This window comes from Mycobacterium sp. SMC-17 (genome assembly GCF_045310915.1).
GTDB lineage: Bacteria > Actinomycetota > Actinomycetes > Mycobacteriales > Mycobacteriaceae > Mycobacterium.
The window spans coordinates 1-26,517 of record NZ_JBJIAK010000064.1 but is presented as its reverse complement, the minus strand read 5'-3'; the positions used below and the strand labels follow the sequence as shown (position 1 = coordinate 26,517).

The following is a 26,517-nucleotide window of genomic DNA, read 5'->3' as shown; positions in this document are numbered from 1 at the left end:
ATTTTCGAGAGACCTCGACCTCTATCCCGGCAACGACGCGCCAACCACCTCTACACCCTCATCTGTGAAGAGCCGGTAATCTTGTTGCCCGTGAGCACCACCGGAATTGATGTCAGCGCACGTGTGGGCACCGTGCTGACTGCCATGGTGACGCCGTTCGGCCCGGACGGCTCGCTTGATCTGGCTGGTGCGAAGAAGGTAGCCAAGTATCTGGTCGACAAGGGGTGCGACGGCCTCGTCGTCTCCGGCACCACCGGCGAATCGCCGACCACCACCGACGACGAGAAGGTCGCCCTGCTCGAGGCGGTTCTCGAAGAAGTCGGCGACCGCGCCCGGATCATCGCCGGCGCCGGCAGCTACGACACCGCACACAGCGTCCACCTGGCGAAGGCCTGCGCCGCCGCCGGCGCGCACGGTCTGCTCGTCGTCACGCCGTATTACTCGCGGCCGCCGCAGGCCGGTCTGCTCGCGCACTTCACGGCCGTCGCCGATGCCACCGAGCTGCCGGTGATCCTCTACGACATCCCGCCGCGGTCGTCGATCCCGATCGAGTGGGACACCATTCGCACCTTGGCGCGGCACCCGAACATCGTCGCCGTCAAGGACGCCAAGGGCGATCTCAACGGTGGCGCGCAGATGATGGCCGAGACCGGATTGGCCTACTACTCGGGTGACGACGCGCTCAACCTGCCGTGGCTGGCGATGGGTGCCACCGGATTCATCAGCGTCTGGGGCCACGTGGCCGCTGCGGAGCTGCGCGCGCTGCTGTCGGCGTTCAACTCCGGTGACATCGCCACCGCCCGCAAGATTCACCTGGGGCTCAGCTCGTTGAGCAACGCGCAGAACCGGCTCGGCGGCGTCACCATGAGCAAGGAAGGGCTGCGGTTGTTGGGTATCGAGGTCGGTGACCCGCGATTGCCCCAGGTGCCCGCCAGTGCCGAACAGCTCACGGCGCTCGAAGCGGACCTCCGTGCGGCATCGGTGCTTGCGTGACCAGACCCGACTTCGCACCGCCCGGCCCGTTGGAGCCGGGCGGTCTGCGTGTGACGGCCCTGGGCGGCATCAGCGAAATCGGCCGCAACATGACGGTTTTCGAGCATCTCGGCCGGCTGCTCATCATCGACTGCGGCGTGTTGTTCCCGACGCACGACGAGCCCGCCGTCGACCTGATCCTGCCGGACATCCGGCACATCGAGGACCGGCTGGCCGACATCGAGGCGCTGGTGATCACCCACGCGCACGAGGACCACATCGGCGCCGTTCCGTATCTGCTCAAGATGCGGCCGGACATCCCCGTGGTGGGCTCGCGGTTCACGCTGGCCCTGGTGGCCGCCAAGTGCCGTGAGCACCGGCTCAAGCCGAACATGCAGATCGTCGCCGAGGGGCAGCGCAGCACCCACGGGGTGTTCGAGTGCGAGTACTTCGCGGTCAACCACTCGATTCCCGACGCCCTCGCCATCGCCGTGCACACCGGTGCCGGCACCGTGCTGCACACCGGTGACATCAAGCTCGATCAGCTGCCGCCGGACGGCCGGCCCACCGACCTGCCCGGCATGTCCCGGCTCGGCGAACAGGGCGTCGACCTGTTCCTGTGCGACTCGACCAACGCCGAGATTCCCGGGGTCAGTCCGTCCGAGAGCGAGGTCGGACCGAACCTGCACCGGCTGATCCGCGGCGCGGACGGCCGCGTCATCGTGGCGTGCTTCGCCTCGAACGTCGACCGGGTTCAGCAGATCATCGACGCCGCCGTGGCGCTGGGTCGCAAGGTGTCCTTTGTCGGCCGCTCGATGGTCCGCAACATGGGGATCGCCAAGGAACTCGGCTTCCTCAACGTCCACGACGATGACGTCGTCGACATCGGCGCGGCCGAATTGCTGCCGGCCGACCGGGTCGTGCTCATCACCACGGGCACGCAGGGTGAGCCCATGGCGGCGTTGTCCCGGATGTCGCGCGGTGAGCACCGCAGCATCACGCTGACGGCCGGCGACCTGATCATCCTGTCCAGCTCGCTGATCCCCGGCAACGAGGAAGCCGTCTACGGCGTGATCGACTCGCTGGCCAAGATCGGCGCCCGCGTCGTGACCAATCAGCAAGTGCGCGTGCATGTTTCGGGCCACGCCTACGCCGGCGAGCTGCTGTTCCTGTACCGCGGGGTGCGGCCGCGCAACGTCATGCCGGTGCACGGCACCTGGCGGCACCTGCGCGCCAACGCCAAACTCGCGATCCGCACCGGCGTGCCGGAGGAGAACGTCGTCCTCGCCGAGAACGGCGTCAGCGTCGACCTGATCAATGGCCAGGCCCGGATCGCCGGCGCCGTGCCGGTCGGCAAGGTGTTCGTCGACGGTCTGGTGCTGGGTGACGTCGGTGACGCCACGCTGGGCGAAAGGCTCACGCTGACTTCGGGTTTCATCGCGGTCACCGTGGTGATCAGCCGCGAGACCGGCAAGCCGGTGGCCCCGGTGCACCTGCACTCGCGGGGCTTCTCCGAGGACCCCAAGGCTCTCGAGCCGGGCGCCGAGAAGGCGCAGACGGCACTGGAAACCCTTGTCGCCGAGCAGGTCACCGACCCCGCACGCATCGTCCAGGCGGTCCGTCGGGCCGTCGGCAAATGGGTCGGCGAGACCTACCGGCGCCAGCCGATGATCGTGCCGACCGTCCTCGAGGTCTAAATCTTCCGGGCCAGCGCCGACCACTCGAGACTCGAGGTCGGCAGCGCCCGGCCGGTCGGGCGCACATAGCGGTCACGCGCCTGGTCCGGCCCCAACTGGTCGAGCAGTCGCCAGCCGTAACCGTCCAGGAACCGGTCGATCTCGTCGGGTCGGAGTCCGTACTTCCAGACCTCGCTGCGCTCGCGGAACCGGCGGTACAGCGATGGCGCGGCGGCGATGTCGACGCCGTCGATGAAATCGCGCTGCACGTAGGTGAAGTCGAGTCGGCTGCCCGCCGGCGCGGAGCGTAGTTGCGCGAGCGTGGCATCGACCGCTTCGGCGGTCAGGTATTGCGTGACGCCCTCCCAGATGAAGAACGTGCGGGCATCACGGCGGTACCCCGCAGCGGCGAGGGCGGCCATCAGGTCGTCGTGCTCGAAGTCGACGGCGACCACCGGGTGGCCGCCACCAGTGTGCGAAGGCCCGGCGGCAGGAAAGATGCCGCCAGGTCGTCATCGACCAGACGACGACCCGGCGGCTCGTGCTGCTCGATCGCGGCGAGCACCATCGGCCCGAAAGCCGTCTGCGCCGCGGCGTTGCGGGCCATGTCAGCGCTTGTTGACGAAGCCGGCGTCCACCGGCAGGGTCACGCCGGTGATGTACCGCCCGGCGTCCGACACCAGCCACGCCACGGTGTTGGCGATGTCCTCGGCCTCGAGCACCTGCACGGGCAGCGCGTTGGTCATGTTCGGCGCCGATTTGGCCGCTTCGGAGTCGGAGGTCAACTGACTCAACCACTTCCGGGTGAACTCGTTGTCGATCATCGGGGTGTCGACCCCGGCCGGATGGATCGAGTTGACCCGGATGTTCTGCGACGCAAGCAGATTCGCGTAAACCCGCATCAGTCCCACCATGCCGTGCTTGGCGGCGGCATAGCCCACCGACCCGGCCATCGGTGAGGCCAGCCCGACCAGTCCGGCCACCGAGCTGATCAGCACGATCGATCCACCGTTGCCGGCCTTGACCATCGGCCGCATCGCCACGTCCAGCGTGTTGTAGACGCCCGTCAGGTTGACGTCGATGACGTCCTGCCAGGCGTCTTCACCGGCCATCGGCGCGATCCCGGCGTTGGCGATGACGATGTCCAGCCGTCCGCCGAGTTCCTCGACGCCGGCCTTGAGCGCGGTCTTGAGGGCATCGCGGTCACGGACGTCGGCCTGGCCGGCGATGATCCGGGCGCCGTTGTCCTGGACCAGCTTCACCGTCGCGGCCAGATCGTCGGGCGTGGCCATGGGGTAGGGGACCGACGCGATCTGGTCGCACAGGTCGACGGCGATGATGTCGGCGCCCATCGAAGACAGCTTCACCGCGTGCGCGCGGCCCTGGCCACGCGCCGCGCCGGTGATGAAGGCGACCTTGCCGCTCAGCTCACCCATGGCTACTGCCCCCGCAGCTGGCCCTTGGCCGGATCGCCGGCGACCACGGGCGCGAGCATCTTGATGTCGGGCGCGCCGTCGAGGTGCTCGCCGATGGCGCCGAACAGCTTGCCGATGGCCGGGGCGGTGCTGTGGGTCTTGATGGCATCGGCGTCGGCCCACTGCTCGACGAACACGAAGGTGCCGCCGTCGGCCTCGTGCAGCGAGTAGAGCTCACAGCCCGGTTCGCCGTGCACGGCGTCGACGGCCTCGACGCACGCGGCGCGGACCAGGTCGACGGACTCGGGCTTGGCTTTCATGGTGGCGACGACAACGACGGGCATGAAGAACTCCTCGATAGATAGCTGACCTAGACAGGTGTCCACGTTAGACCGGCGCGCGCCGCACGTGTGACGTGGCTCCCACTGGTCCGTGACCAGCAGATCTGCGGTGCTGGTCGTGACCCAAGCGTTACTTGTGTGGCAGATGGTGCAGATGGGGTGATTGCGACTAGGCTGGCAGCCATGGCGAGTAAAACCGCAACGAGCTCAGCTAACCGGGCCAAGGCCGGGTCGGCGAATCGTGGCGCAGCCGGTTCGGGGGCGCGTTCATCGAAGTCAGGCAGTGCAAAGTCGGGCCGGCCGGCACGTCCGCCGGCCCCGAAATCGCCCGCCCGAAAGCCGGCCCGCAAACCCGCGCCGCATCCGTCGCCGGTCGCCACGGCCGGTGCTGCAGTGGGTCGTGGCGCCCGCGCCGGCTGGCTGATGCTCGCCAAGGGCGCCGGAACCACCGCCCGCAGCGTCGGCCGGGCCCGCGAACTCGAGCCCGGACACCGCCGTGACGGCATCGCGCTGGCGCTGCTCGGCGTCGCCTTCCTCATCGCGGCGAGTTCCTGGTTCGACGCGGCCCGCCCGGTCGGCGCCTGGATCGACTACGGCGTCCGCACCGTCATCGGAGCCGCGGTCGTGGTGCTGCCGGTGCTGCTGCTCGCACTGGCCGTCACGCTGATGCGCACCCATCCGAACCCCGACGCCCGGCCCCGGCTGATCCTCGGCGCCGCCATGATCGGGCTGCCGGTACTGGGCCTGTGGCACATCTGGGCCGGCGCACCCACCGAGCCGGGGGAGCGCCGCGGCGCCGCCGGCTTCGTCGGCTTCGTCATCGGCGGGCCGCTCTCGGACGGGCTGACCGTCTGGATCGCCACGCCGCTGCTCATCATGGGCGTGCTGTTCGGCCTGCTGCTCGTCACCGGCACGACCATCCGGGAACTGCCGGACACCTTGCGCTACATGGTTTCCGGCCGCCTGCACGGCGAGCACGACGCGGAGTACGACGACAGCCAGGCCGGCTTTGTCGACGACTTCGCCGACGACTTCTCCGACGGCTACTACGACGACCCCACCTACTCGCGTGACGAACCCGAGGCCTGGCCCGGCTCGGACCAGACCACCGCGGCCATGACACGCCCGCTGGGCCGCACGCCGATGGACAACTACCCCGTCGAGCCCGCCGCCGACGAAGCGCCGACCGCGCCCGAGCCGGCCGCCAAGCCGGCGCGCCGCCGCAAGGCCCAGAACGTCGCGGACCCGGTGCCCACCAAGGCCAAGGCCCTGGAAAAGGCGCAGGACGACGGCTTGTCGCTGGACCGCGTCATCGAGGGCGACTACACGCTGCCGCCGCTGGACCTGCTGTCCGACGGTGACCCGCCGAAGCGTGTAGGCCGCGACAACGACCGCATCATGTCGGCCATCTCCGAGGTCATGGAGCAGTTCAAGGTCGACGCCACGGTCGTGGGATTTCAGCGCGGCCCGACCGTCACCCGGTACGAGATCGAGCTCGGGCCGGGCGTCCGCGTCGAGCGGTTCACCCAGCTGCAGCGCAACCTCGCCTACGCGGTGGCCAACGAGCACATCCGCCTCCTCGCGCCGATCCCCGGTAAGTCTCTGGTCGGTGTCGAGGTGCCGAACAGCGACCGCGAGATGGTGCGGCTCAAGGACGTGCTGAACGCGCCGAGCACCCGCAAGGACCACCACCCGATGGTGTTCGGCATCGGCAAGGACGTCGAAGGCCACTTCATCAGCTACAACCTGGCCAAGATGCCGCACCTCCTGGTGGCCGGCTCCACCGGTTCGGGTAAGTCGAGCTTCATCAACTCGATGCTGGTGTCGCTGCTGCAGCGCGCCACGCCCGACGAGGTCCGGATGATCCTGGTCGACCCGAAGATGGTGGAATTCCCGCCCTACCAAGGCATTCCGCACCTCATCACGCCCGTGATCATCGACCCGAAGAAGGCCGCCGCCGCGCTGGCGTGGCTGGTCGAGGAGATGGAGCAGCGCTACCAGGACATGAGCGCCAGCGGTGTCCGGCACATCGACGACTTCAACAAGAAGGTGCGCTCGGGCGAGATCACCGCGCCGCTGGGCAGCGAGCGGGTCTACAAGACCTACCCGTACATCCTGTGCGTCGTCGACGAGCTGGCCGACCTGATGATGCAGGCGCCGCGCGACGTCGAAGACGCCATCGTCCGCATCACCCAGAAGGCCCGCGCCGCGGGCATCCACCTGGTGCTGGCCACCCAGCAGCCGGTGGTGTCGGTCGTGACCGGTCTGATCAAGGCAAATGTGCCGTCCCGCATGGCATTCGGCGTCACCAACGCGACCAACTCGCGCGTCATCCTCGACCAGATCGGCGCCGAGAAGCTCACCGGTAAGGGCGACGGCCTGTTCCAGCCGTCGGAGGCGCCCAAGCCCATCCGCGTCCAGGGTGCGTTCGTCAGCGACGACGAAATCCAGGCCGTCGTCGCCTTCACCAAGCAGCAGGCCCAGCCCGAGTTCATCGACGGCGTCACGGTCAAGACCGTCGAGAAGCGCGAGATCGACAGCGACATCGGCGACGACATGGATGTCTTCCTGCAGGCCGTCGAGCTGGTCGTGTCGAGCCAGTTCGGGTCGACCTCGATGCTGCAGCGCAAGCTGCGGGTCGGGTTCGCCAAGGCCGGCCGCCTGATGGACCTGATGGAGACCCGCGGCATCGTCGGGCCGTCCGAGGGCTCCAAGGCCCGTGAGGTCCTGGTCAAGCCCGATGAGCTCGCCGGCACGCTGATGCTGATCCAGGGCGGCTCGGACGCCAACGGTTCGATGGGCGACGACCCCGGTTTCTGACCGGTGTTGCCGACATCACACCCGGACTGATCGGCGGTGCGGATAACAACGACGATCGGTCGCTGACGGCGCCGACTGTGGGAGGCTGGACTCCTAAGGAGGCTTTGCCGTGGTTGACATTTCGCGCAGCGCAGCAACGGACGCGGAGCTCGACACCGAGCTCGAATCCGGTGGCCGCAGGTGGCCCGCGCTGACGGCGTTCACCGACTTCGGGTTCCGGAAGTCGACGGCGCAGCACGTGGTTCCGCTGTTGTACGGGCTGGTCATCGCCGGTGCGGTGGTTCTGTATCTGGCGGGCGCCGTGGTGGCGTTCGAGTTGTCCGCAGTGCTCGGCGTGTTCTGGCTGGTGCTCGCCGGTCCGGTCACCTGCGTCGCGATCGTGCTGGTGGCGCGCGTGGTCCTGGAGTCGCTGAGCGCGTTCATGGCGATGGGTCAGCAGGTCGACGAGCTCAACGAGCTGGTGCTGGAGATCGCCGAGCTCATGATCGGGGTGTCGGACAAGATCGAGGTGATCCCGACGCTGCCGTCGTTCGGCCGTGGCGGACGGTCCCGTCGGCGGGCCGCGATCATGGACATGCGCGACCGCATCGTGGCGCGCCGGAACGCGGCAGCCGAAGGCGCCGACTAGCTACAGCGTGACCAGCATCCGGGTGTTGCCCAGGGTGTTCGGCTTGACGTAGGACAGGTCCAGGAACTCCGCCACACCGGTGTCGTACGAGCGGCACATCTCCTCGTACACCTCGGCGGTGACGGGCGTGCCCTCGATCTCCTTGAAGCCGTGCCGGCTGAAGAAATCGGTCTCGAAGGTCAGCACGAAGACGCGCTGCAGCTGCAGGTCCCGGGCCACGTCGAGCAGCTTGGCCACCACGGCGTGCCCGACGCCCATGCCGCGCACCTTGGGGTGCGCGGCGACGGTACGCACCTCACCGAGGTCGGCCCACAGCACGTGTAATGCGCCACAGCCGACGATCTCGCCGTGCAGGTCGGCGACCCAGAACTCCTGGACCGCCTCGTAGAGGGTCACCAGGTTCTTTTCCAGCAGGATCTTTCCCGCGTAGATGTCCACGAGGGCCTTGATTCCCGGTACATCGGAAGTCCGGGCGCGGCGAACCACCAGCCCAGTGGTGGCGGGTTTCGGTGCGTCGCTCACATGTGGAGGGTATCGGCTGCGTATCGCCCGGTAGGTGACCGGATATCCTGTGTCGGTGACAGGCCAGTCAGATACCGATCCGCGCGCCTCGCGCGCCGGCGTGGCGAACATCGCCAATCTGCTGACCGGACTGCGCATCGTGCTGGTGCCCGTGTTCCTGGCCGCGCTGTTCGCCGGAGACGGTCACGAAACTCGTTGGCGGATAGCCGCTTTCGTCGTGTTCGCGGCCGCCGTCATCACCGACCGGTTCGACGGCGAGATCGCCCGCAGCTTCGACATGGTCACCGAATTCGGCAAGCTGGCCGATCCCATCGCCGACAAGGCGCTGATCGGCGCCGCGCTGATCGGGCTGTCGATGCTCGGCGACCTGCCGTGGTGGATCACGGTCGTGATCCTGGCCCGCGAGCTCGCGGTGACGCTGTTGCGCTTCGCGGTGATCCGGCGCGGCGTCATCCCCGCCAGCCGCGGCGGCAAGCTCAAGACGTTGGTGCAGGCCGTGGCGATCGGCCTGTTCGTCCTGCCCCTGCACGCCTGGCCCGCGCCATGGCTGACCACCGCCTGGGTGTTCATGTGGGCCGCCGTCGTGCTGACGGTGCTGACCGGCATCGACTACGTCGTCTCCGCTTTTCGCCGGCCCTGATCCGGCAGCCCGGGAACCAAAGCGGTGCGTCGCCACGTTGGTGCCTACAAGACCGTGTAGAACGGGTGGTCCGGCCGGGCTGCGCGGCTGCTGTTACTTCAGGGCGAAGGGAAACACGATGACGACATTGCTGCGTGAGGTCATCGGCGACGTGCTGCGTCAGGCCCGTACCGGGCAGGGACGCACACTGCGCGAGGTGTCCGACGGTGCTCGGGTGAGCCTGGGCTACCTGTCCGAGGTCGAGCGGGGCCGCAAGGAACCCTCGAGTGAACTGCTCGGTGCCATCTGCGGCGCCCTGGACGTGCCGCTGTCCCAGGTTCTGGCCGACGCCGCCGAGCAGATGCTGCACACCGAGCGCGCCGAGGCCGACCGCACGGTGGCCAACATCGACGTCGCGACCAAGGTCGTCATCCCACAGGCTCTCGCCATGGCAGTTGCCTGAGTCGCCGGGGCCGGAACCGCAGCTCGAACGCGTCTGGCATTCGCCGCGCCGTAATCCTGCATGCGGGCTGCGTCCGGCTGTCCATACCCACTAGGTTGGCTGTAGACGCGCTGCCACCGTGTGGCCGGCAACCTGACAACCGATCCCGAATCAACGAACGACACGAAGGCGGACCGATCTCATGGCCAATCCCTTTGTCAAGGCCTGGAAGTACCTCATGGCGCTGTTCAGCTCCAAGGTCGACGAATACGCCGACCCGAAGGTGCAGATTCAGCAGGCGATCGAGGAGGCCCAGCGCCAGCACCAGGCCCTGACTCAGCAGGCCGCCTCGGTCATCGGCAACCAGCGCCAGCTGGAGATGCGCCTGAGCCGTCAGCTCGCCGACATCGAGAAGCTGCAGGCCAACGTCCGTCAGGCGCTGACCCTGGCCGACCAGGCCACCGCGGCCGGCGACGTCGCCAAGGCCACCGAGTACAACAACGCCGCCGAGGCCTTCGCCGCCCAGCTGGTGACCGCCGAGCAGAGCGTCGAGGACCTCAAGGGGCTGCACGACCAGTCGCTGCAGGCCGCGACGCAGGCCAAGAAGGCCGTCGAGCAGAACGCCATGGTGCTACAGCAGAAGATCGCCGAGCGCACCAAGCTGCTGTCGCAGCTCGAGCAGGCCAAGATGCAGGAGCAGGTCAGCGCCTCGCTGCGTTCCATGACCGAGATCGCCGCGCCGGGCAACACCCCGAGCCTCGACGAGGTGCGCGACAAGATCGAGCGTCGCTACGCCAACGCCATGGGCTCTGCCGAGCTGGCGCAGAACTCGGTGCAGGGCCGCATGATGGAGGTCCAGCAGGCCAGCGTGCAGATGGCCGGGCATTCGCGCCTGGAGCAGATCCGTGCCTCGATGCAGGGCAACTCCCTGCCGTCCGGCGGCGCCGCCGCACCGGCCACTCCCGCGGCTCCGGCAGCCAACCCGGCTCCGGAAAATCCACTGTCGCAGTAACTTTCGAGATGTGAGGGGGCAGCGGTGAACGCCCAGTCGGCCGGCCGTCCCGGGGAGACCCGGGGCTGGCAGGCAGTCCTGCAACGCAGCATCGACACCGCTGCCGAATTGTCCGACCTGGTGGCCCAGCGCCTCGGCGCCGCCGCCGACCCGCGGGCGCGCCTGCTGCGCAAGCGCCGCTGGGCGCTGCGGTTGGGCTGGCTCTTCGCCGGCGCCAGCGCCTTCTGGATCGGGCTGACGGCACTGCTGGCGGCCTGGAGCACGCCGTTCTGGGTGCTGATCATCACCGGCCCCATCGCCGGCGGCGCCGCCTTCCTGGCCACGCTGTGCTTCCTGCGGTACCGGTGGCTGCGCGGCGAGCCCCTGCCGCCCGCGCGGACTTCACGGCGGCTGCCGCCCAGAGGCTCGGCGGCCCGGCGTCCGATGGAGACCCTGGCATCGGCCGAACGCGGGCTGTACTCGCTGCTGAGCGTCATCCAGCGCGGCCAGTTGCTGCCGGCCGGCGAGATCGCCGAGGTGACCGCCGCGGCCAACGTGTCGGCTGCGGCGCTGGCCGGTACGGCCGCGGAAGTCGTCGCCATGGAACGCGCGGCCGGCTCGGTCCCGCAGTCCCGCGGACATCTGGTCCCGACCATCAATGCGTACACGGCCCAGCTCGAGGCAGGCGTGCGGCAGTACGGCGACATCGCCACGGCGGCAGCACAATTGGTGTCCGCGGCGAACAGCGGTGCGGGCTCGGCGCGGTCGATGTCCGAGCAGCGTTACCGCAGCGAACTGGTCGCCGCCACGGACCGGCTCAGCGCCTGGGCGCAGGCCTTCGACGAACTCGGACGGCTGCGCCAGGCCTGACGGCCGCTAGATCGTGGTGCTGCCCGTGCCGTCGTCGGACCGGCGGCCGTACCGCTCTTCGTAGGCCGCGTGGATGTGGGCGTTCTTCTGCCGCAAGGACTCTTCGAGCAGCTTCGGGTCGATGCCGTGCTTGACCAGCATGTGGCGGCGCCAGATCTTGTTCAGGGCGTGCGAGAAGTAGATCACCGGGATCAGGATCGGCACTGTCGCGCTGAGGCGGATGACGAGATCCTGCCCTCCGGTGATGCCGAGGAGCTCGGGCAGGAACCAGATCGGGATCAGGATCAGAAACGCCGGGACGAACATGCGGATGACGATCCGCAGCGTTGCGCCCTTGCCGATGAGGTCCTCGGTCACCCACGCCCGCATCGAGTCGGGCAGCCGGCCGCCGTAGCTGTACTTGATGTACTGCCAGGCGTTGGGCTTCGGGCGGTTCTCATTGGCCATGGTGGCCGATTTTACCGGGGGTCACATGGTCGGACGCAGAGCCGGGACGACGGCGCCGATGAGGCCGCGCAGCGTGGCCTTGGCCATGTCGAACATGTCGAAGTAGTCGCGCCACAGCGTGATCTTGCCGTTGTGCACCTCGAAGACCCCGCAGACCCAGAACTGCAGGCGCACGGGACCGATGACCAGCGCGTCGGTGCGCTCGTTGAGCACCGTCGTGCCCTCGCCGACGATGCGGTGGAACTTGACCTCGAAACTGACCGGGCTCTTCTTCATGGGGCGGAACAGCTTCATCGCGCGCGTGCGGCCGTGGATGGTCGGCAGCCCGACGTTCTCGTAGACGAGGTTGTCGTCGAGCAGGCAGTCGGCGGTGTCCATGTCCTCGGCCTGCAGCGCGTACAGGAAGGATTCGACGATCTCGGCGTTGGTCTGGGTCACGGCCGGTGTGCTCTGTGTCATACCGGCCACGGTAGTGCGCCTGCCCGCCGGCGCACAGGCCCCGGTGTGACAGGGTGACCCGATGCGCGTCGCCGTCGTTGCCGGGCCGGACCCCGGCCATGCCTTTCCGGCCATCGCGCTGTGCCTCCGGTTCCGGGCTGCCGGCGACCATCCGGTGCTGTTCACCGGCCGGCAATGGCTCGACACCGCACGGCAGGCCGGCGTCGATGCGCGGGAGCTGCTCGGGCTGGATCCCGAGGACGGCGACGACGACCTCGACTCGGGCGCCAAGATTCACGAGCGTGCGGCCCGGATGGCGGTGCTCAATGACTCGTCGCTGCGAGAGCCGGCGCCCGACCTGATCGTGTCCGACGTCATCACGGTGTGCGGCGGGATGGCCGCCGAGCTGATGGGACTGCCGTGGGTCGAGCTGACCCCGCACCCGCTGTATCTGCCGTCGAAGGGCCTGCCGCCGCTGGGCAGTGGCCTGGCGCCGGGCGTCGGCGTGCGCGGCCGGCTGCGGGACGCGACGCTGCGGTTCCTCACGGCGCGTTCGGTGCGCCAGGGAAACCGGCAGCGGTCTGCGGCGCGCGTCGGAATCGGCTTGCCCGCAAGCGATCCCGGGCCGGCGCGGCGGCTGATCGCGACCTTGCCCGGGCTGGAGGTGCCGCGGCCGGACTGGCCGGCCGGAGCCGTCGTCGTGGGGCCGCTGCACTTCGAGCCCACGACCGCGGTGCTCGACATACCGCCCGGTTCGGGGCCGGTCGTGGTGGTGGCGCCGTCGACCGCGACGACGGGGATGCAGGGCCTGGACGACCTGGCGCTCGAGACGCTGATCCCCGGGCAGACGCTGCCCGACGGCGCGCGCGTCGTCGTCTCGCGGCTGCGCGGTCCCGACGCGCCGGTGCCGCCGTGGGCCGCCGTCGGGCTCGGGCGGCAGGACGAACTGCTGAAGCGGGCCGATGTCATGATCTGCGGCAGTGGCCACGGCATCGTGTCCAAGACGCTGCTGGCCGGGGTACCGCTGGTCGTGGTGCCCGGTGGCGGTGACCAGTGGGAGATCGCCAATCGGATTGTGCGACAGGGGAGTGGCGAGCTGATCCGGCCGTTGACCGCCGAAGCACTGGTGGCGACAGTGGGCCGCGTGCTGGCGACGCCGTCGTACCGGGAGGCGGCCCGGCGCGCCGGTGCCAGCGGCGCGGACGTCGCCGACCCGGTGGCCGTATGCCGAGCGGCGCTCGGCGGCGCCGCTGAGTAGGTTGGTGCGGTGCGACTGACCGAATTCACCCTGCTGATCGAAGAGCAGTTCGGTGCGGCGCGCGGCGCTGCGTTGGTGTCGGACCATGTGCTGGCCGCGCTCGGTGGCCGTACCCCGGCGCAAGCGATCGAAGCGGGCGTCGAACCCCGCGACGTCTGGCGCGCCCTGTGCGCGGACTTCGACGTCCCGCGCGATCAGTGGTGAGCGCCGGTCTTTTGGTCTCTCCGCACGGTTCACGCTTCGGTGTTTGTCGGCCGACGACATGGTGTTCGCCGAGAGTGCCCCGATAGCGTCGTGCGTGAACCCCACGATGGAAGGACGACAACACGCCGATGAGCGCCAGCATTGCCGTAGTCACCGGAGCTGGGCGGGGAATCGGCCTCGCCATCGCGAAAGCCCTTGCCGCGGCGGGACACCGCGTACTGATCACCGACGTCGACGGGGACGCCGCACAGCGCGCGGCGGAGTCCGTCGGGCGCGGTGCGTGGGGCGTCGCCCAGGATGTGCGCGACGTCGCCGGCCATGAGGCCGTGGCGGCACTGGCTGCGCAGCAGGGCCGACTCGCGGTGTGGGTCAACAACGCCGGTGTGCTGCACGCGGGGAACTCCTGGGAGCAGCCCGCCGAGCACGTCGTGCAGACCCTCGACGTCAACGTCCGCGGCATGATGGCGGGCTGCATGGCGGCGGTCAACGCCATGGGAGCCGGTGGCGGTGTCATCCTCAACATCGCGTCCATCTCGGCGCTGACGCCGGTGCCGGGGCTGGCCGTGTATGCCGCGAGCAAGGCGGCGGTGCTGTCGTACACCACCTCTCTGCAGGGCGAACTGCGCGGCGCGGGCCTGCCGATCCGGGTCAGGGCGCTGTGCCCCGATGTGGTGAACACCGAGATGGTCAACTCGCGGACCCACGACCCCGGTGCGGCGCTGCTGTTCTCGGGTCCCAAGCCGCTGGCGGCCGACGACATCGCACGAGCTGCCCTGGAGCTGATGGATTCCCGTCAGATCTTCCGTGTCGTACCGCGCTGGCGCGGCGTGATCGCCCGCGGTACCGACGTGGCACCGGCCGCCGGTCTGCGCGCGCTGTCCCTGATGAGGGCGCTGGGCCTGCGGCGCCAGCGTTCACTGTGACCTCGAAGGCGATGACCACGAAGACCGTGGCGATCACCGCGTGACCGGTCATTGATCGGCGTGTCCGCTTGAAGTCGAACATCTGTTCGCTACTGTGGTGTCAGTTCGAAAAACTTGTCGGTGGCCTCATCTAGCGTCACGGCCAACCGATCGGAAACCCGATCAACGGACACCCACGAGGACGGAGACCACCATGGCAGCACAGGCCCCAGATCGCGAGAAGGCACTCGAGCTCGCGCTGGCACAGATCGACAAGAGCTTCGGCAAGGGCTCGGTCATGCGGCTGGGAGAAGAGTCGCGCCAACCGATTTCGGTCATTCCGACCGGATCCATCGCACTGGACGTCGCGCTCGGTATCGGTGGCCTGCCGCGTGGCCGCGTCGTCGAGATCTACGGCCCGGAGTCCTCGGGTAAGACCACCGTGGCCCTGCACGCCGTGGCCAACGCCCAGGCGGCCGGCGGCATCGCGGCGTTCATCGACGCCGAGCACGCCCTGGACCCCGAGTACGCCAAGAAGCTCGGCGTCGACACCGACGCGCTGCTGGTCTCCCAGCCGGACACCGGTGAGCAGGCGCTGGAGATCGCCGACATGCTGGTCCGCTCCGGCGCCATCGACATCCTGGTCATCGACTCGGTCGCCGCCCTGGTGCCGCGCGCCGAGATCGAGGGTGAGATGGGTGACAGCCACGTCGGTCTGCAGGCCCGCCTGATGAGCCAGGCGCTGCGCAAGATGACCGGTGCGCTGAACAACTCCGGTACCACCGCCATCTTCATCAACCAGCTGCGCGAGAAGATCGGCGTGATGTTCGGTTCGCCCGAAACCACCACGGGTGGTAAGGCTTTGAAGTTCTACGCCTCGGTGCGTATGGACGTGCGCCGTATCGAGACGCTCAAGGACGGCACCGACGCGGTCGGTAACCGCACCCGCGTCAAGATCGTCAAGAACAAGGTGTCGCCGCCGTTCAAGCAGGCCGAGTTCGACATCCTCTACGGTCGCGGTATCTCGCGTGAGGGCTCGCTCATCGACATGGGCGTCGAGCACGGCTTCATCCGTAAGTCCGGTTCGTGGTTCACCTACGACGGCGAGCAGCTGGGGCAGGGCAAGGAGAATGCCCGTAACTACCTGCTGCAGAACGCGGATGCCGCCAACGAGATCGAGAAGAAGATCAAGGAGAAGCTCGGTATCGGTGCAGTGGTGACCGATGGTGCGGCCGATGACGTCCTTCCCGCCCCGGTCGACTTCTGAGGCCGAGCCGGCGCAGCCGCGGCGGCGTGAGGAGCAGGCGCGGGACGTGTGCCTGCGTCTGCTCACCACCCGGGCGCGCAGTCGGGCCGAGCTCGAAGCTCAGCTGACCAAGCGCGGCTTCCCCGAGGATGTCAGCGCCCGGGTGCTGGACCGGCTCGCCGAGGTCGGCCTCGTCGACGACGTGGCCTTTGCCGAGCAGTGGGTGCGTGAACGTCGCACCAATGCGGGAAAAGGCAAGCGTGCCTTGGCTTCTGAGTTGCGGACCAAAGGAATCGACGCCGACGTGATCGCCGAGACGCTCGACAGCGTCGACGCGGGTGAGTGGCGGGTGCGCGCCGAGGAACTGGTCGCCGCGAAGCTCCGGCGGGAGAACCTCGACGACGAGATGAAGGTGACCCGGCGCCTGGTCGCGATGTTGGCACGCCGCGGGTACAGCCAGGGCATGGCCTTCGATGTGGTCAACACCCAGCTCACGCAGGAACGGCAGCGCCGCGCGGTCTAGCCTTTGGCCGCTCCCTTGGGTTGCGGGTGCGTGATCTTGGGCAGCGACAGCTTCGGTAGCGACAACTTGGGCGCGGAGAACTTCGGCGCCGAGAACTTGGGTGCCGACAACTTCGGTGGCGCGAACTTGCCGGCCGGTGGGTGATCGATGTCGCCGGCCGCCACGTCGACAAGTTGGCGGGGCTTCTTCGGCGGCGCCGGGAGCTTGGGTGGCTTGGGGCTGAACGTCGAGGCGATCGAATCCTGTTGCATGGTCGGTGTTTTCGTGGGGGCCAGTGTCTTCGGTGTCTGCGGGACGTCAATGGCTGCGGTGGGATTCACCGCAGCGATCGTTGTCGGCACTGGTGTCCCCAGCATGTTGTGGGTGAACTTTTCCACTGACGTGATCACCGCTCGTGCGAAGTCCGCCATCTGCTGTGTGACGTTGAGGCCGAGTGTGGTGGTGTCGACGACGAACTGCTGACCGGGTCCCGAGTTGAACGGCGGGAATGCGGACAGGGTGGTGGCTCGGAACTGGAGCTGGAACACCGCGATGTCCTGGGCGAACCCGACGAGATCGCGTCCGGCCTCGAACTCGATGTCGGCGAACGCACTCAAGGCTTGCGCGGCGGCAGCCGGTGGCGGCGTGCCACTGCCGATGGCCGCCACGAAGTTCCCCGGTATCTGCGCCTGGCGCTGGAACAGGGCGGCGCCGGTGGTGACCCAGTCGACCAACAGCCCGACGTTGAACATCACCTGCTGGTTGAGCAGATCGAGCGGCAGCGGCTGCGCCGTCAGCGAGATGCTCGGTTCGGTGAGCACCGGCACCGCTTGCGCGGCGGCGCGCCCTGGCGACGGTGCCGCGGTGAGAACCAGGCACGCGGTGCACAGCGCCGCGACGGTCTGGGTTGGAGCTGGAACTGCTGTGAACGCACGTACCGCGACGTTCATGACGCCTCCCGGGATCGAGTGAACCTCCATCAGGGACACGACATGCATGCCCGCGGGGTTCACCGGGAAGGCGAACCCCGCGGACTGCTGCGATGACGCGGCGTCAGATCACGAAACCGCCGTCGATGTTCCAGCTGACGCCCGTGACGAACCCCGACTCGGGGGACGCCAGATAGGCGACGGCGCTGGCCACGTCGCGCGGCTGGCCGTAGCGGCCGACGGCGATCAGCGGGCGCAGGGACTCGGCGAGCTCGCCCTCGTCAGGGTTCATGTCGGTGGCGATCGGGCCCGGCTGGATGTTGTTGATGGTGATGCCGCGTGGGCCGAGCTCGCGCACCAAGCCACGCGTCAGGCCGGCCACGGCCGCCTTGGTCATGGAGTAGACGGACAGGCCGCCCACCGGCGACCGGTCGCCGTTCACACTGCCGATGGTGATGATGCGTCCGCCCTGGCCGAGGTGCGGTACCGCGCGCTGGATCGCGGCAAACACCGCGCGCACGTTGATGTTCACCAGGCGGTCGAACTCTTCCAACGGGAAGTCGTCGATCGGGGCGATGTGCGCGACGCCGGCGTTGTTGACCAGGATGTCGAGGCCGCCGAGCCGCTCGACGGCTTCATCCACGGCCGCGGCGACGGCCAGCGCATCGGCGCTGTCGGCTTTGATGGCGGCCACCTTGGCGCCGGTCGCTTCGAGTTCGTCGACCAGGTCCTGCGCGGCATCGGGCGACGACTGGTACGTGAACGCGACCGCGGCGCCGTCGGCGGCGAGCCGGCGCACAGTCGCGGCGCCGATGCCGCGAGAACCGCCGGTGACCAGTGCACGTCGGCCGGCAAGTGGTGCTTCCGAGGTGGTGCTCATGAGCTCTCCAAGTCGTGGGGATGATTCTTTCGAACCGATCGGTTACTAAGTACGCTCAGGACAAGCTGCTACGGCGGGACTTCATTCCGAACTGTGGCCCGGATCACACAAGGGGGGCTGATGGCGATCGGCAGACCTCGCATGTACGACCCGGAGTGCGTCCTGGACATTGCGATGCGACTGTTCTGGGCGCACGGTTACGACGGAGTGTCCATCGCCGATCTCGCGGCCGCCACCGGGGTGAACCGGCGCGGGCTGTACGCCGAATACGGTTCCAAGGCCGACCTTTTCCGGGCCGCCGTGCGGCGCTACCAGGCCGGACCCGGTAGGTACGCGGAACGGGCGCTGGCCCTGCCCACCGCATGGGATACCGCGTACGCCATGGTGCACGGCGCCGTCGACGCGTCAGCGGGGACAGCGGGTCCGCGGGGCTGCCTGCTGGTGCAGAGCGCCCTGGCCTCCGGCGACGAGGCGGCGGCATTGCACGCCGAACTGGCGCAACTGCGCGAAGACGCCGTTGCTCACATGGCCGAACGGTTCACCGCAGCCCAACGTGTGGGCGAACTACCCGGGGCGGACCCGGAGGTGCTGGCCCGCTGGATCGGGGCGGTCTGTCAGGGCCTGGCAGTCCAGGCCAACAGCGGTGCCGACCGCGACGAATTGCACGCGGTCGCCGATCAGGCGCTGCGCGCCTGGCCCGAACCGCGTCAGGCCGGGGTTCCCGGCGCATCCTCCTGAACCCCGGTCTTGATCTGCAGTGGTTCGGGGCTGCGCCGGGACTTGCGCAGCCGGGCTTCGAGGCGGGTCGCCAGTGCCGACAACGCGAAGTTGAGGCTGATCATCAGGGCCGCGATCACCAGCAGCGCGGGGATGTAGTTGCTGTACGCCGAACCGATGTTCGTGCCCTGGCGCACCATCTCGACGAAGGTGATCTGGTAGCCGATCGCGGTGTCCTTGAGCACCACCACCATCTGGGACACCAGCACCGGCAGCATCGACGTCACGGCCTGGGGGAGCAGGATCAGTCGCAGGGTCTGACCGGGCCGCAGACCCAGTGCGACGGCGGCCTCACGCTGGCCGCGCGGCAGCGCGTGCACACCGGCCCGCACGATCTCCGCGATCACGGTGCCGTTGTACAGCGTCAGGCCGGTGATCACGCCGGCCAGTGCCAGTTGGCGCGACGGGAAGACGTCGTACAGCGCGTACAGGAAATACGCGAACAACATCATGATCAGGACCGGGACGGCACGGAAGAACTCGACGACCACCGAGCAGACCCAGCGCACCGGACGAGCATCCGACAACCGGCCCATGCCCAGCGCCAGACCTAGGACGAGCGCCAGCACGATCGAGACCGCGGCCGCCGTCAACGTGCCGGCCACCCCGGGCAGCACGTACGTCGTCCACAGGTTCGCCGTCAGGAACGGGTGCCATTTCGCTTCGGTCAGTTGGCCTTTCGACTCGAACTGCCACAGCACCCAGCCGGCCATCGCGATGATCACCGCGACGATGACGGCGGCGAACAACAGGTTGCGCCGCTGCGCCCGTGGGCCCGGGGCGTCGTAGAGGACGGAAGCTTCGCTCATCAGTGCCCGCCCTTCGCGCACGCGCTCAACCGGAGTCCTCTGTTCTTCGCGCAAGCGCTCATCACCGCACCACCGCGTATCGCTTACCCAACCAACCGAACAACAGCCCCAACGGCAACGTCAGGACCACGAAACCCGCGGCGAAGATCGAGCCGACCGCCAGCAGCGCCGCGGTGTTCTCGATCATTTCCTTCATCAGCAGCGCCGCCTCGGCCACGCCGATGGCCGAAGCGATGGTGGTGTTCTTCACCAGGGCGATCAGCACCGAACCCAGCGGATTGATCACCGCGCGAAAAGCCTGCGGCAACAGGATCAACCGCAGGTTCTGCCCGAAGCTCATGCCCAGCGAGCGCGCGGCCTCGGCCTGCCCCAGCGGCACGGTGTTGACGCCCGAACGCAGCGTCTCGCACACGAACGACGCGGTGTAGACCGTCAACCCGAGCGCCGCGAGCCGAAAGTTGCTGTCCACCACGGCCGTCGGTGAATGTGGATCGACCAGGGTGATCCGCAGGGTGTTCCCGATACCGAACGAACAGAACAGGATGATCAGCGTCAACGGGGTGTTGCGGACCACGTTGACGTATGCCGTGCCCAGCCAGCGCAGCACCGGCACCGGCGACAGCCGCATCGCCGCCAGCACGGTGCCCAGGATCAGTGCCCCGGCCGCGGCGAGCAGCGTCAGCTGGATCGTCGTCCAGAACGCCTTCACGATCTTGCCGCCGTAGGTGCCCCACAGATCGACGCGCTTGGCGCCGCCGGCGCCATTGATGTTGGTGTCCAGCGGAGGAGGCGGCGGCGCCGACAACCCGGCCGGCCCCAGGTTGCGGTCGAACGCGGCCTGCCACTCGCCGGTCTTCTGCATCTTCTCGATGGCGTCGTTGATCTTCTGGCGTAATTCCTTGTCGCCCTTGAGCAATCCGATGCCGTACTTCTCCACCGAGAACGGCTTGCCGACGAGTTTGAAGGCACCCGGCGTCTGCGCGGCGTAGCCCGCCAGGATCACCTCGTCGGTGCTGAGCGCGTCGATGGCGCCGGTCTTCACCGCCTCCAGGCACGCCGAGTAGGTGTCGTATTGCTGCAGCTGCACGCCCGGGTACTTGTCCTTGATGCGTTGTGCCGGTGTGGAACCCGACACCGAGCACAGCTTCTTGTGGTTCTGCAGCGACTCGACGCTGGTGATCTCGTTGTTGTCGGCGCGCACCAGCAGGCTCTGGCCCGTGACCAGATACGGTCCGGCGAACGACACCTTCTGCTTACGGGCGTCGGTGATCGAGTAGGTGGCGACGATGAAGTCGACCTGGTGGTTCTGGATCAGGTTCTCGCGCTGACCCGACGGTGCTTCTTTCCACTCGATGTCGTCGGGTTTGTAGCCCAGCTGCCCGGCCACGTAGGTCGCGACGTCGATGTCGAAGCCGGCCAGCGTGCCGTCGGGCTTCTTCGCGGCCAGGCCGGGCTGGTCGAACTTGGTGCCGATGGTGATCTTCTTGCTGTTGGCGCCGCACGCGCTCAGCGACAACAACGCCACGATCAGCACAGTGACGGCGGCCAGGCGGCGCAGAGTGCGCGTCACGAACCTCTGCCCAATCGATCGTTCCACGATCAGTGGTCCAAGATCTTGCCCAGGAAGTCCCGGGCCCGGTTGGACTTCGGCGCCGTGAAGAACTCGTCGGGCTCGGCGTCCTCGACGATGGTGCCGTCGGCCATGAACACCACCCGGTTCGACGCGCGGCGGGCGAAGCCCATCTCGTGCGTCACCACGATCATGGTCATGCCCTCGGTCGCCAGCGACGTCATCACCGACAGCACCTCGTTGACCATCTCGGGGTCCAGCGCGCTGGTGGGCTCGTCGAACAGCATCACCTTGGGGCCCATGGCCAGGGACCGGGCGATCGCGACGCGCTGCTGCTGACCACCGGACAGCTGCGCCGGGTACTTGTCGGCCTGGTTGGCGACCCCGACCCGCTCCAGCAGCTCGAGCCCCTTCTTGCGGGCCTCGTCCTTGTTCTTCCGCCGCACCTTCATCGGCGCGAGCGTGACGTTCTCGAGAATTGTCTTGTGCGCGAACAGGTTGAACGACTGGAACACCATGCCGACCTCGGACCGCAGCGTGGCCAGCTTGCGGCCCTCTTCGGGCAGGAGCTCACCGTCGATGTGGATCGACCCGGAGTCGATGGTCTCCAGCCGATTGATGGTGCGACACAACGTCGACTTACCCGAACCTGACGGCCCGAGCAGCACCACCACCTGTCCGCGCGGGACTTCGAGATTGATGTCCTTCAGCACATGCAGTGCGCCGAAGTGCTTGTTGACCCCCTTGACCGAGATCATCGGGGTGGCAGGTGACTCGCCGGTGACCATGCGCACAGACACTACCCAGGTAAGCCACGGCGCGCGGATCAGTCACAGAAACCCGGAAACCCTTCGGCAAATTTGGTATAAATCGCGCCGCCCGTACGATTGGCACGTGATTTCGACAGCGACTCCGGACGTGGAAGCTGACGCCACGGAGTCCGCTACGGGTTCCGGCGCGGGACGCACCTACCAGGTCCGCACCTACGGGTGTCAGATGAACGTCCACGATTCCGAGCGGCTCGCCGGCCTGCTCGAAGACGCCGGATACCGGCGTGCCGAGGACGGCACCGACGCCGACGTCGTGGTCTTCAACACCTGCGCGGTGCGAGAGAACGCCGACAACAAGCTCTACGGCAACATCAGCCACCTGGCGCCGCGCAAGGAAGCCGACCCGAACATGCAGATCGCCGTCGGCGGCTGCCTGGCGCAGAAGGACCGCGACACGGTGCTGAGCAAGGCGCCGTGGGTCGACGTGGTGTTCGGCACGCACAACATCGGCTCACTGCCGGTGCTGCTGGAACGCGCCCGCCACAACCGCGAAGCCCAGGTCGAGATCGTCGAGGCCCTTCAGGAGTTCCCCTCGGCGCTGCCGGCCACGCGCGAATCTTCTTACGCCGCTTGGGTTTCCATCTCGGTGGGCTGCAACAACACCTGCACGTTCTGCATCGTGCCGTCGCTGCGCGGCAAGGAAGTCGACCGGCGTCCCGGCGACATCCTCGCCGAGGTGAAGTCCCTCGTGGACCAGGGCGTCCTGGAGATCACGCTGCTGGGCCAGAACGTCAACGCGTATGGCGTTTCGTTCTCGCAGGACGAACGACTCCGCGAAAATCCGGACGCCTGGACCGACATCGAGCGCGACCGCGGCGCGTTCGCCAAACTGCTGCGCGCCTGCGGCGACATCGAGGGCCTCGAGCGGGTCCGGTTCACCTCGCCGCACCCCGCCGAGTTCACCGACGACGTCATCGAAGCCATGGCGGCCACCCCGAACATCTGCCCGACGCTGCACATGCCGCTGCAGTCGGGATCGGACCGCATCCTCAAGGAGATGCGCCGCTCCTACCGCGCCGAGAAGTACCTCGGCATCATCGAACGGGTGCGTGCCGCGATCCCGCATGCGGCCATCACCACCGACATCATCGTCGGGTTCCCCGGGGAGACCGAAGAGGACTTCCAGGCCACCCTCGACGTCGTCGAACGCGCCCGGTTCTCCAGCGCCTTCACGTTCCAGTACTCCAAGCGGCCTGGTACCCCGGCCGCCGAGCTGCCCGACCAGCTTCCGAAAGAGGTTGTGTCCGAACGGTATATGCGGCTCATCGAGCTGCAGGAGCGCATCTCCTGGGAGGAGAACCTGGCACAGGTCGGCCGTGAGGTCGAGCTGCTGGTGGCCACCGGCGAAGGCCGCAAGGATTCCGCGACCGAGAGAATGTCGGGCCGTGCGCGCGACGGCCGGCTCGTGCACTTCACCCCGGGTGACGCCGACATCCGTCCCGGCGACATCGTCGCCACGACCGTCACCGGTGCCGCCCCGCACCACCTGATCGCCGACACGCCGATCATCAGCCACCGCCGCACCCGCGCGGGCGACGCGCACGCCGCGGGCCGCAAACCCACCACCGGCGTCGGGCTGGGCATGCCGCAGATCGGCGCGCCCCCCGTCACGCCCGTAGAGCAGGGATGTTCACGATGAACGACACCAAGCCCGGACAGCCCAACGGCGGCGCGAACGGCGAATTCGAGGAATTCAAGGACGACATCGACGCCGCCGAGCAGCGCATCGCCCGGGAGATCGACCCGGGCGGCCGCGCCATGGTCGTGGCGATCTGCGTTTTCGTCATCCTGCTGTCGTTTGTGCTGCCGCACACCGGTGGCGTCAAGGGCTTCGACGTCCTGCTCGGCGATCAGGCCGCCCTGGACGCCAAGATTCTGCTGCCGTCGCGGGTGTTCGTCTGGCTGATCCTGGTCTTCAGCGTCGGCTTCTCGATGCTGGCGCTGCTGACCCGCCGCTGGGGCCTGGCCTGGATCGCGCTGGCCGGCTCCGCCGTGTCGTGCTTCCTCGGGATGCTGGCCATCTGGTCGCGCAACACCGTCGTCAAGCCCTACCCGGGACCCGGATTCGGGCTCTACCTGGCATGGATCGCCGTCATCCTGCTGACGTTCCACTGGGCCCGCGTGGTGTGGTCACGCACCGCGGTGCAGCTGGCCGCCGAGGCGCAGCGCCGCGAATCGACCGCCGAGCAGCAGAAACGCGGGCTGCTCGACGGCCCGGACGAACCTACTTCTTGATCGCGGCGGAAGCCGCGTCGGCCCACTCACGCCACTGCGCCGCACTGGCCCGCGCCTTCTCGGCATCCTTCGTCTTGCCGGCGGCCTCGGCCTTCTCGGCCTGACGCTCGAACTGCTCGGCGCGCTCGCGGAACTGGTCGGCCCGGGCCTGCGCCTCCGGGTCGCTCCAGCCGCTCTGCGCGGCGTCGCGGATCTTCTTCTCGACGGCCCGCAGCCGGCGCTCCAGCTCCGCGGTGCGGTCGCGTGAAGCCTTGCCGATGGCGTCCCACTTGTCGCCGATGGCCCGGAATGCCGCGCGCGCGGCCTCGACATCGCTGATGTCGATCTTCTCGGCCTCGGCCAGCAGCTCGGCCTTGGCGTCGGCGTTGGCGTTGAACTCGGCGTCCTTCTCGGCGTTGACCGCGTTGCGGGCGCTGAAGAACGTGTCCTGGGCGGCCTTGAACCGCTTCCACAGGGCGTCGTCGACGTCCTTGGCGGCGCGGCCCGCGGCCTTCCACTGCGTCAGCAGATCGCGGAATGTCGCGGAGGTGGCGCCCCAGTCCGTGGAGCTGGACAGCGCCTCGGCGCGTTCACACAGCGCCTCCTTGGCCTGACGGACGCCGACCCGCTCGCGATCGAGCTCGGCGAAGTGCGAGCCCCGGCGCCGGTTGAACGCCTCGCGGGCCGCCGAGTAGCGCTTCCACAGCGCGTCGTCGACCTTGCGGTCCAGGCCGGTGATGGTCCGCCACTCGTCGAGGATCGCGCGCAGCCGGTCGCCGCCGGCCTTCCACTGTGTGGAGTTGGCGCCGATCTCCTCGGCCTCGGCGGCCAGGGCTTCCTTGCGGGCAGTCTGGGCGGCCCGGTGCTCGTCGCGCTTGGCCCGCTCCTCCTGCGCGCTGGCGCCCGCCTGCTCGACGATGGTGCTCAGCCGGGCACTCAGGGCATCGACATCGCCCAGTACCGAGGCCTCCGGCAGCGATTCCAGCAGCGTCGCGGCGGCCGACTTGATCTTGCGGGCGTCGCCACTACCGCTACCGAGCCGGTGCTCCAGCAGCGCCACCTCGGTGCTCAGGTCGTCGTACCGGCGGCCGAAGTGGGCGTACGCGGCCTCCGCGTCGCCCGCCTGCCACGACGCGATCTTGCGCTCGCCGGCGGCGGTGATGAGCCATACCGTGCCGTCGTCGTCGACGCGGCCGAAGCGGTGCGGATCGCACGTCGGCGCGGCAGCCACAGGTGGCGCCGGAGGGTGGTGCGGGATGGCGCTCGGTTTGGGACCGGGGCGCGGCGGACCGGGCCGAGGAGTCGGTTTCGGGGTGTTGCCGGGTTCGGTGGTGGTCATCTCGTGCTCCTCATGCCCGCGCGTGGGTGACCCACGCTTCTGCCGCGCGACGCGGCGCCGTCATCTGGTACTCGCACGCTATTCAAACAGGTCGACCCGCCGTCTGCGCAGGCGTTTGCCGGACTCGTTAGCGTGGACGCGTGCGTAGCGCCGGCCTGACACATATCGCCATCGTCCCGTCGGCCCCCATTCTGGTGCCTGAGCTGGCGTCCGGCGCGGCGGTCGAACTGGCCGACCTGACGGCGGCCGTGCGCGGGGCGGTGCAGGACCTGCCGTCGCGTTGGGTGGCGGTCGGCGTCGGTCCGGAGGATGGCCGGGTGCCCGGCGACGCGGTCGGCACCTTCGCCGGTTACGGCGCAGACGTCCGGGTGACGTTCACGCCGGCCGCGGACGGGGAGGTACGGCCTCTGCCGCTGTGCGCGCTGATCGCCGGCTGGCTGCGGGGGAGTGTCGACGCGGGAGCGACCGTCGACGTGCGGGTTTTCGCCGACGGTCTGGCGTCGGACATCGCGCTGGAGCGCGGCCGTGCCCTGCGCGCGGAGCTGGACGCGGTCGCTGACCCCGTCGGCGTGCTGGTGGTCGCCGACGGCGCGAACACCCTGACGGCCGCGGCGCCCGGCGGCTTCGATCCGGATTCCGTTGCGCGACAAGCACAGTGGGATGACGCGTTGGCCACCGGTGACGTGGCGGCGATCGCGGGGCTGTCCGGCGTCCTCGGCCGCGTCGCCTACCAGGTGCTGGCCGGGCTGGCCGGACCCGACCCGAAAGCGACGGAGCTGTATCGCGGCGCGCCCTACGGCGTCGGTACCTGGACCGCGCAGTGAGGCCCATCGCGGTCGTCGGCCCCACCGGCACCGGCAAGTCGGCCCTGGCACT

Annotated in this window: 28 protein-coding genes and 2 pseudogenes; 17 read left to right on the top strand and 13 right to left on the bottom strand. The window is 68.5% G+C overall.

Translation table 11 applies throughout. The annotated features are described in order from the left end of the window. Positions 1-90: 90 nt before the first annotated feature. Complete coding sequence (gene dapA / locus ACJH7A_RS27220; RefSeq protein ID WP_406803004.1) at positions 91-993, top strand: 4-hydroxy-tetrahydrodipicolinate synthase; 903 nt, start codon at positions 91-93, stop codon at positions 991-993. Then, the gene (locus tag ACJH7A_RS27215; protein ID WP_212811745.1) at positions 990-2,669 is read left to right on the top strand and encodes a ribonuclease J; all 1,680 of its coding nucleotides are present in this window, start codon (positions 990-992) and stop codon (positions 2,667-2,669) included. The genes dapA and ACJH7A_RS27215 overlap by 4 nt, the downstream gene beginning before the upstream one ends. On the opposite strand, the pseudogene ACJH7A_RS27210 reads toward ACJH7A_RS27215, so the two are convergent. The 3 genes and pseudogenes from ACJH7A_RS27210 to ACJH7A_RS27200 form a co-directional block, all read right to left on the bottom strand. Further along, positions 2,666-3,255 (bottom strand): annotated as a pseudogene (locus ACJH7A_RS27210) (class I SAM-dependent methyltransferase). The gene ACJH7A_RS27215 and the pseudogene ACJH7A_RS27210 sit on opposite strands and share 4 nt — an antisense overlap. A gap of 1 nt (position 3,256) precedes the next feature. Next, on the bottom strand, positions 3,257-4,084 hold the full coding sequence (locus tag ACJH7A_RS27205) for a mycofactocin-coupled SDR family oxidoreductase (protein ID WP_060999744.1): 828 nt from the start codon (positions 4,082-4,084) through the stop codon (positions 3,257-3,259). A gap of 2 nt (positions 4,085-4,086) precedes the next feature. Then, positions 4,087-4,407, bottom strand: a complete 321-nt coding sequence (locus tag ACJH7A_RS27200; protein WP_060999746.1) for a putative quinol monooxygenase — start codon at positions 4,405-4,407, stop codon at positions 4,087-4,089. A gap of 180 nt (positions 4,408-4,587) precedes the next feature. Here ACJH7A_RS27200 and ACJH7A_RS27195 point away from each other — a divergent pair, with 180 nt between their 5' ends. Together ACJH7A_RS27195 and ACJH7A_RS27190 are read left to right on the top strand one after the other, a co-directional pair. After that, on the top strand, positions 4,588-7,224 hold the full coding sequence (locus ACJH7A_RS27195; RefSeq protein WP_061010767.1) for a DNA translocase FtsK: 2,637 nt from the start codon (positions 4,588-4,590) through the stop codon (positions 7,222-7,224). A 109-nt stretch (positions 7,225-7,333) separates the two neighbouring features. After that, on the top strand, positions 7,334-7,852 hold the full coding sequence (locus tag ACJH7A_RS27190) for a DUF4282 domain-containing protein (protein ID WP_073694888.1): 519 nt from the start codon (positions 7,334-7,336) through the stop codon (positions 7,850-7,852). Here ACJH7A_RS27190 and ACJH7A_RS27185 read toward each other — a convergent pair whose 3' ends face one another. Continuing rightward, positions 7,853-8,374 carry an amino-acid N-acetyltransferase gene (locus tag ACJH7A_RS27185; RefSeq protein ID WP_244872576.1) on the bottom strand — a complete coding sequence of 174 codons (522 nt, stop codon included), beginning with the start codon at positions 8,372-8,374 and terminating at the stop codon, positions 7,853-7,855. Positions 8,375-8,429: 55 nt separating this feature from the next. On the opposite strand from ACJH7A_RS27185, the gene pgsA reads away from it, so the two are divergent. From pgsA to pspM, 4 genes are all read left to right on the top strand, one after another. After that, positions 8,430-9,014 carry a CDP-diacylglycerol--glycerol-3-phosphate 3-phosphatidyltransferase gene (pgsA, locus tag ACJH7A_RS27180; protein ID WP_212811744.1) on the top strand — a complete coding sequence of 195 codons (585 nt, stop codon included), beginning with the start codon at positions 8,430-8,432 and terminating at the stop codon, positions 9,012-9,014. 118 nt (positions 9,015-9,132) lie between these two features. Beyond that, positions 9,133-9,456, top strand: a complete 324-nt coding sequence (clgR, locus tag ACJH7A_RS27175; protein ID WP_212811743.1) for a transcriptional regulator ClgR — start codon at positions 9,133-9,135, stop codon at positions 9,454-9,456. A gap of 181 nt (positions 9,457-9,637) precedes the next feature. Further along, positions 9,638-10,447, top strand: a complete 810-nt coding sequence (gene pspA / locus ACJH7A_RS27170) for a phage shock protein PspA (protein ID WP_061006850.1) — start codon at positions 9,638-9,640, stop codon at positions 10,445-10,447. A 24-nt stretch (positions 10,448-10,471) separates the two neighbouring features. Continuing rightward, positions 10,472-11,296, top strand: a complete 825-nt coding sequence (pspM, locus tag ACJH7A_RS27165) for a phage shock envelope stress response protein PspM (RefSeq protein ID WP_406803003.1) — start codon at positions 10,472-10,474, stop codon at positions 11,294-11,296. Positions 11,297-11,302: 6 nt separating this feature from the next. Here the strand turns inward: pspM and ACJH7A_RS27160 are convergent, their stop codons facing one another. Next, entirely contained in the window at positions 11,303-11,743 is a 441-nt protein-coding gene (locus tag ACJH7A_RS27160) for a DUF5313 domain-containing protein (protein WP_212811741.1), read from the bottom strand. Positions 11,744-11,764: 21 nt separating this feature from the next. Continuing rightward, positions 11,765-12,202: a limonene-1,2-epoxide hydrolase family protein gene (locus tag ACJH7A_RS27155; protein ID WP_212811740.1), complete on the bottom strand. Its 438-nt coding sequence runs from the start codon at positions 12,200-12,202 to the stop codon at positions 11,765-11,767. A 61-nt stretch (positions 12,203-12,263) separates the two neighbouring features. Here ACJH7A_RS27155 and ACJH7A_RS27150 point away from each other — a divergent pair, with 61 nt between their 5' ends. The 5 genes from ACJH7A_RS27150 to recX all read left to right on the top strand — a co-directional run bounded on the left by ACJH7A_RS27150 (position 12,264) and on the right by recX (position 16,314). Then, on the top strand, positions 12,264-13,439 hold the full coding sequence (locus ACJH7A_RS27150; RefSeq protein ID WP_406803002.1) for a glycosyltransferase: 1,176 nt from the start codon (positions 12,264-12,266) through the stop codon (positions 13,437-13,439). Positions 13,440-13,448: 9 nt separating this feature from the next. Then, positions 13,449-13,643 (top strand): DUF3046 domain-containing protein, encoded by a 195-nt coding sequence (locus tag ACJH7A_RS27145; RefSeq protein WP_212811738.1) that lies wholly within the window; start codon positions 13,449-13,451, stop codon positions 13,641-13,643. 128 nt (positions 13,644-13,771) lie between these two features. After that, the gene (locus tag ACJH7A_RS27140; protein WP_212811737.1) at positions 13,772-14,566 is read left to right on the top strand and encodes an SDR family oxidoreductase; all 795 of its coding nucleotides are present in this window, start codon (positions 13,772-13,774) and stop codon (positions 14,564-14,566) included. Positions 14,567-14,759: 193 nt separating this feature from the next. After that, entirely contained in the window at positions 14,760-15,812 is a 1,053-nt protein-coding gene (gene recA / locus ACJH7A_RS27135) for a recombinase RecA (protein ID WP_212811736.1), read from the top strand. Further along, entirely contained in the window at positions 15,781-16,314 is a 534-nt protein-coding gene (gene recX / locus ACJH7A_RS27130; RefSeq protein WP_406803001.1) for a recombination regulator RecX, read from the top strand. Before recA ends, recX begins: the two co-directional genes overlap by 32 nt. Here recX and ACJH7A_RS27125 read toward each other — a convergent pair. Both ACJH7A_RS27125 and ACJH7A_RS27120 read right to left on the bottom strand, forming a co-directional pair. Beyond that, positions 16,311-17,273 carry a hypothetical protein gene (locus ACJH7A_RS27125; protein ID WP_212811734.1) on the bottom strand — a complete coding sequence of 321 codons (963 nt, stop codon included), beginning with the start codon at positions 17,271-17,273 and terminating at the stop codon, positions 16,311-16,313. The two genes, recX and ACJH7A_RS27125, sit on opposite strands and share 4 nt — an antisense overlap. Positions 17,274-17,346: 73 nt before the next feature. After that, positions 17,347-18,102: a 3-oxoacyl-ACP reductase family protein gene (locus ACJH7A_RS27120; protein WP_212811733.1), complete on the bottom strand. Its 756-nt coding sequence runs from the start codon at positions 18,100-18,102 to the stop codon at positions 17,347-17,349. A gap of 120 nt (positions 18,103-18,222) precedes the next feature. Between ACJH7A_RS27120 and ACJH7A_RS27115 the strand changes: the two genes are divergently transcribed. After that, positions 18,223-18,840 (top strand): TetR/AcrR family transcriptional regulator, encoded by a 618-nt coding sequence (locus ACJH7A_RS27115; protein WP_212811732.1) that lies wholly within the window; start codon positions 18,223-18,225, stop codon positions 18,838-18,840. On the opposite strand, the gene ACJH7A_RS27110 is transcribed toward ACJH7A_RS27115, so the two are convergent. From ACJH7A_RS27110 to ACJH7A_RS27095, 4 genes and pseudogenes are all read right to left on the bottom strand, one after another. Further along, positions 18,810-19,688, bottom strand: coding sequence for an amino acid ABC transporter permease (locus ACJH7A_RS27110; RefSeq protein ID WP_212811731.1), 879 nt, complete (start codon positions 19,686-19,688; stop codon positions 18,810-18,812). The two genes, ACJH7A_RS27115 and ACJH7A_RS27110, sit on opposite strands and share 31 nt — an antisense overlap. Before the next feature lie 61 nt (positions 19,689-19,749). Then, complete coding sequence (locus ACJH7A_RS27105; RefSeq protein ID WP_234791633.1) at positions 19,750-20,424, bottom strand: amino acid ABC transporter permease; 675 nt, start codon at positions 20,422-20,424, stop codon at positions 19,750-19,752. A 39-nt stretch (positions 20,425-20,463) separates the two neighbouring features. Beyond that, positions 20,464-21,258: pseudogene (locus ACJH7A_RS27100) on the bottom strand (glutamate ABC transporter substrate-binding protein); the annotation flags it as partial. A 29-nt stretch (positions 21,259-21,287) separates the two neighbouring features. Next, the gene (locus ACJH7A_RS27095; RefSeq protein ID WP_165605466.1) at positions 21,288-22,016 is read right to left on the bottom strand and encodes an amino acid ABC transporter ATP-binding protein; all 729 of its coding nucleotides are present in this window, start codon (positions 22,014-22,016) and stop codon (positions 21,288-21,290) included. A gap of 160 nt (positions 22,017-22,176) precedes the next feature. Between ACJH7A_RS27095 and miaB the strand changes: the two genes are divergently transcribed. Together miaB and ACJH7A_RS27085 are read left to right on the top strand one after the other, a co-directional pair. Continuing rightward, complete coding sequence (miaB, locus tag ACJH7A_RS27090) at positions 22,177-23,727, top strand: tRNA (N6-isopentenyl adenosine(37)-C2)-methylthiotransferase MiaB (protein WP_212814840.1); 1,551 nt, start codon at positions 22,177-22,179, stop codon at positions 23,725-23,727. After that, positions 23,715-24,323 (top strand): hypothetical protein, encoded by a 609-nt coding sequence (locus ACJH7A_RS27085; RefSeq protein ID WP_212811729.1) that lies wholly within the window; start codon positions 23,715-23,717, stop codon positions 24,321-24,323. The genes miaB and ACJH7A_RS27085 overlap by 13 nt, the downstream gene beginning before the upstream one ends. On the opposite strand, the gene ACJH7A_RS27080 is transcribed toward ACJH7A_RS27085, so the two are convergent. After that, the gene (locus tag ACJH7A_RS27080) at positions 24,313-25,641 is read right to left on the bottom strand and encodes a DUF349 domain-containing protein (protein WP_212811728.1); all 1,329 of its coding nucleotides are present in this window, start codon (positions 25,639-25,641) and stop codon (positions 24,313-24,315) included. The two genes, ACJH7A_RS27085 and ACJH7A_RS27080, sit on opposite strands and share 11 nt — an antisense overlap. A 140-nt stretch (positions 25,642-25,781) precedes the next feature. On the opposite strand from ACJH7A_RS27080, the gene ACJH7A_RS27075 reads away from it, so the two are divergent. Then, positions 25,782-26,465: a hypothetical protein gene (locus tag ACJH7A_RS27075; RefSeq protein WP_406803000.1), complete on the top strand. Its 684-nt coding sequence runs from the start codon at positions 25,782-25,784 to the stop codon at positions 26,463-26,465. Positions 26,466-26,517 lie beyond the last annotated feature (52 nt).

Coding starts and splice junctions, on each gene's coding strand:
- ACJH7A_RS27195 (WP_061010767.1), top strand. CDS start 4,588: ATGGCGAGTAAAACCGCAACGAGCTCAGCTAACCGGGCCAAGGCCGGG.
- ACJH7A_RS27160 (WP_212811741.1), bottom strand. CDS start 11,743: ATGGCCAATGAGAACCGCCCGAAGCCCAACGCCTGGCAGTACATCAAG.
- clgR (WP_212811743.1), top strand. CDS start 9,133: ATGACGACATTGCTGCGTGAGGTCATCGGCGACGTGCTGCGTCAGGCC.
- recX (WP_406803001.1), top strand. CDS start 15,781: ATGACGTCCTTCCCGCCCCGGTCGACTTCTGAGGCCGAGCCGGCGCAG.
- pspA (WP_061006850.1), top strand. CDS start 9,638: ATGGCCAATCCCTTTGTCAAGGCCTGGAAGTACCTCATGGCGCTGTTC.
- recA (WP_212811736.1), top strand. CDS start 14,760: ATGGCAGCACAGGCCCCAGATCGCGAGAAGGCACTCGAGCTCGCGCTG.
- ACJH7A_RS27125 (WP_212811734.1), bottom strand. CDS start 17,273: ATGGAGGTTCACTCGATCCCGGGAGGCGTCATGAACGTCGCGGTACGT.
- ACJH7A_RS27155 (WP_212811740.1), bottom strand. CDS start 12,202: ATGACACAGAGCACACCGGCCGTGACCCAGACCAACGCCGAGATCGTC.
- ACJH7A_RS27095 (WP_165605466.1), bottom strand. CDS start 22,016: ATGATCTCGGTCAAGGGGGTCAACAAGCACTTCGGCGCACTGCATGTG.
- ACJH7A_RS27110 (WP_212811731.1), bottom strand. CDS start 19,688: ATGAGCGAAGCTTCCGTCCTCTACGACGCCCCGGGCCCACGGGCGCAG.
- ACJH7A_RS27150 (WP_406803002.1), top strand. CDS start 12,264: ATGCGCGTCGCCGTCGTTGCCGGGCCGGACCCCGGCCATGCCTTTCCG.
- ACJH7A_RS27140 (WP_212811737.1), top strand. CDS start 13,772: ATGAGCGCCAGCATTGCCGTAGTCACCGGAGCTGGGCGGGGAATCGGC.
- ACJH7A_RS27115 (WP_212811732.1), top strand. CDS start 18,223: ATGGCGATCGGCAGACCTCGCATGTACGACCCGGAGTGCGTCCTGGAC.
- ACJH7A_RS27085 (WP_212811729.1), top strand. CDS start 23,715: ATGTTCACGATGAACGACACCAAGCCCGGACAGCCCAACGGCGGCGCG.
- ACJH7A_RS27205 (WP_060999744.1), bottom strand. CDS start 4,084: ATGGGTGAGCTGAGCGGCAAGGTCGCCTTCATCACCGGCGCGGCGCGT.
- ACJH7A_RS27080 (WP_212811728.1), bottom strand. CDS start 25,641: ATGACCACCACCGAACCCGGCAACACCCCGAAACCGACTCCTCGGCCC.
- ACJH7A_RS27120 (WP_212811733.1), bottom strand. CDS start 18,102: ATGAGCACCACCTCGGAAGCACCACTTGCCGGCCGACGTGCACTGGTC.
- ACJH7A_RS27200 (WP_060999746.1), bottom strand. CDS start 4,407: ATGCCCGTCGTTGTCGTCGCCACCATGAAAGCCAAGCCCGAGTCCGTC.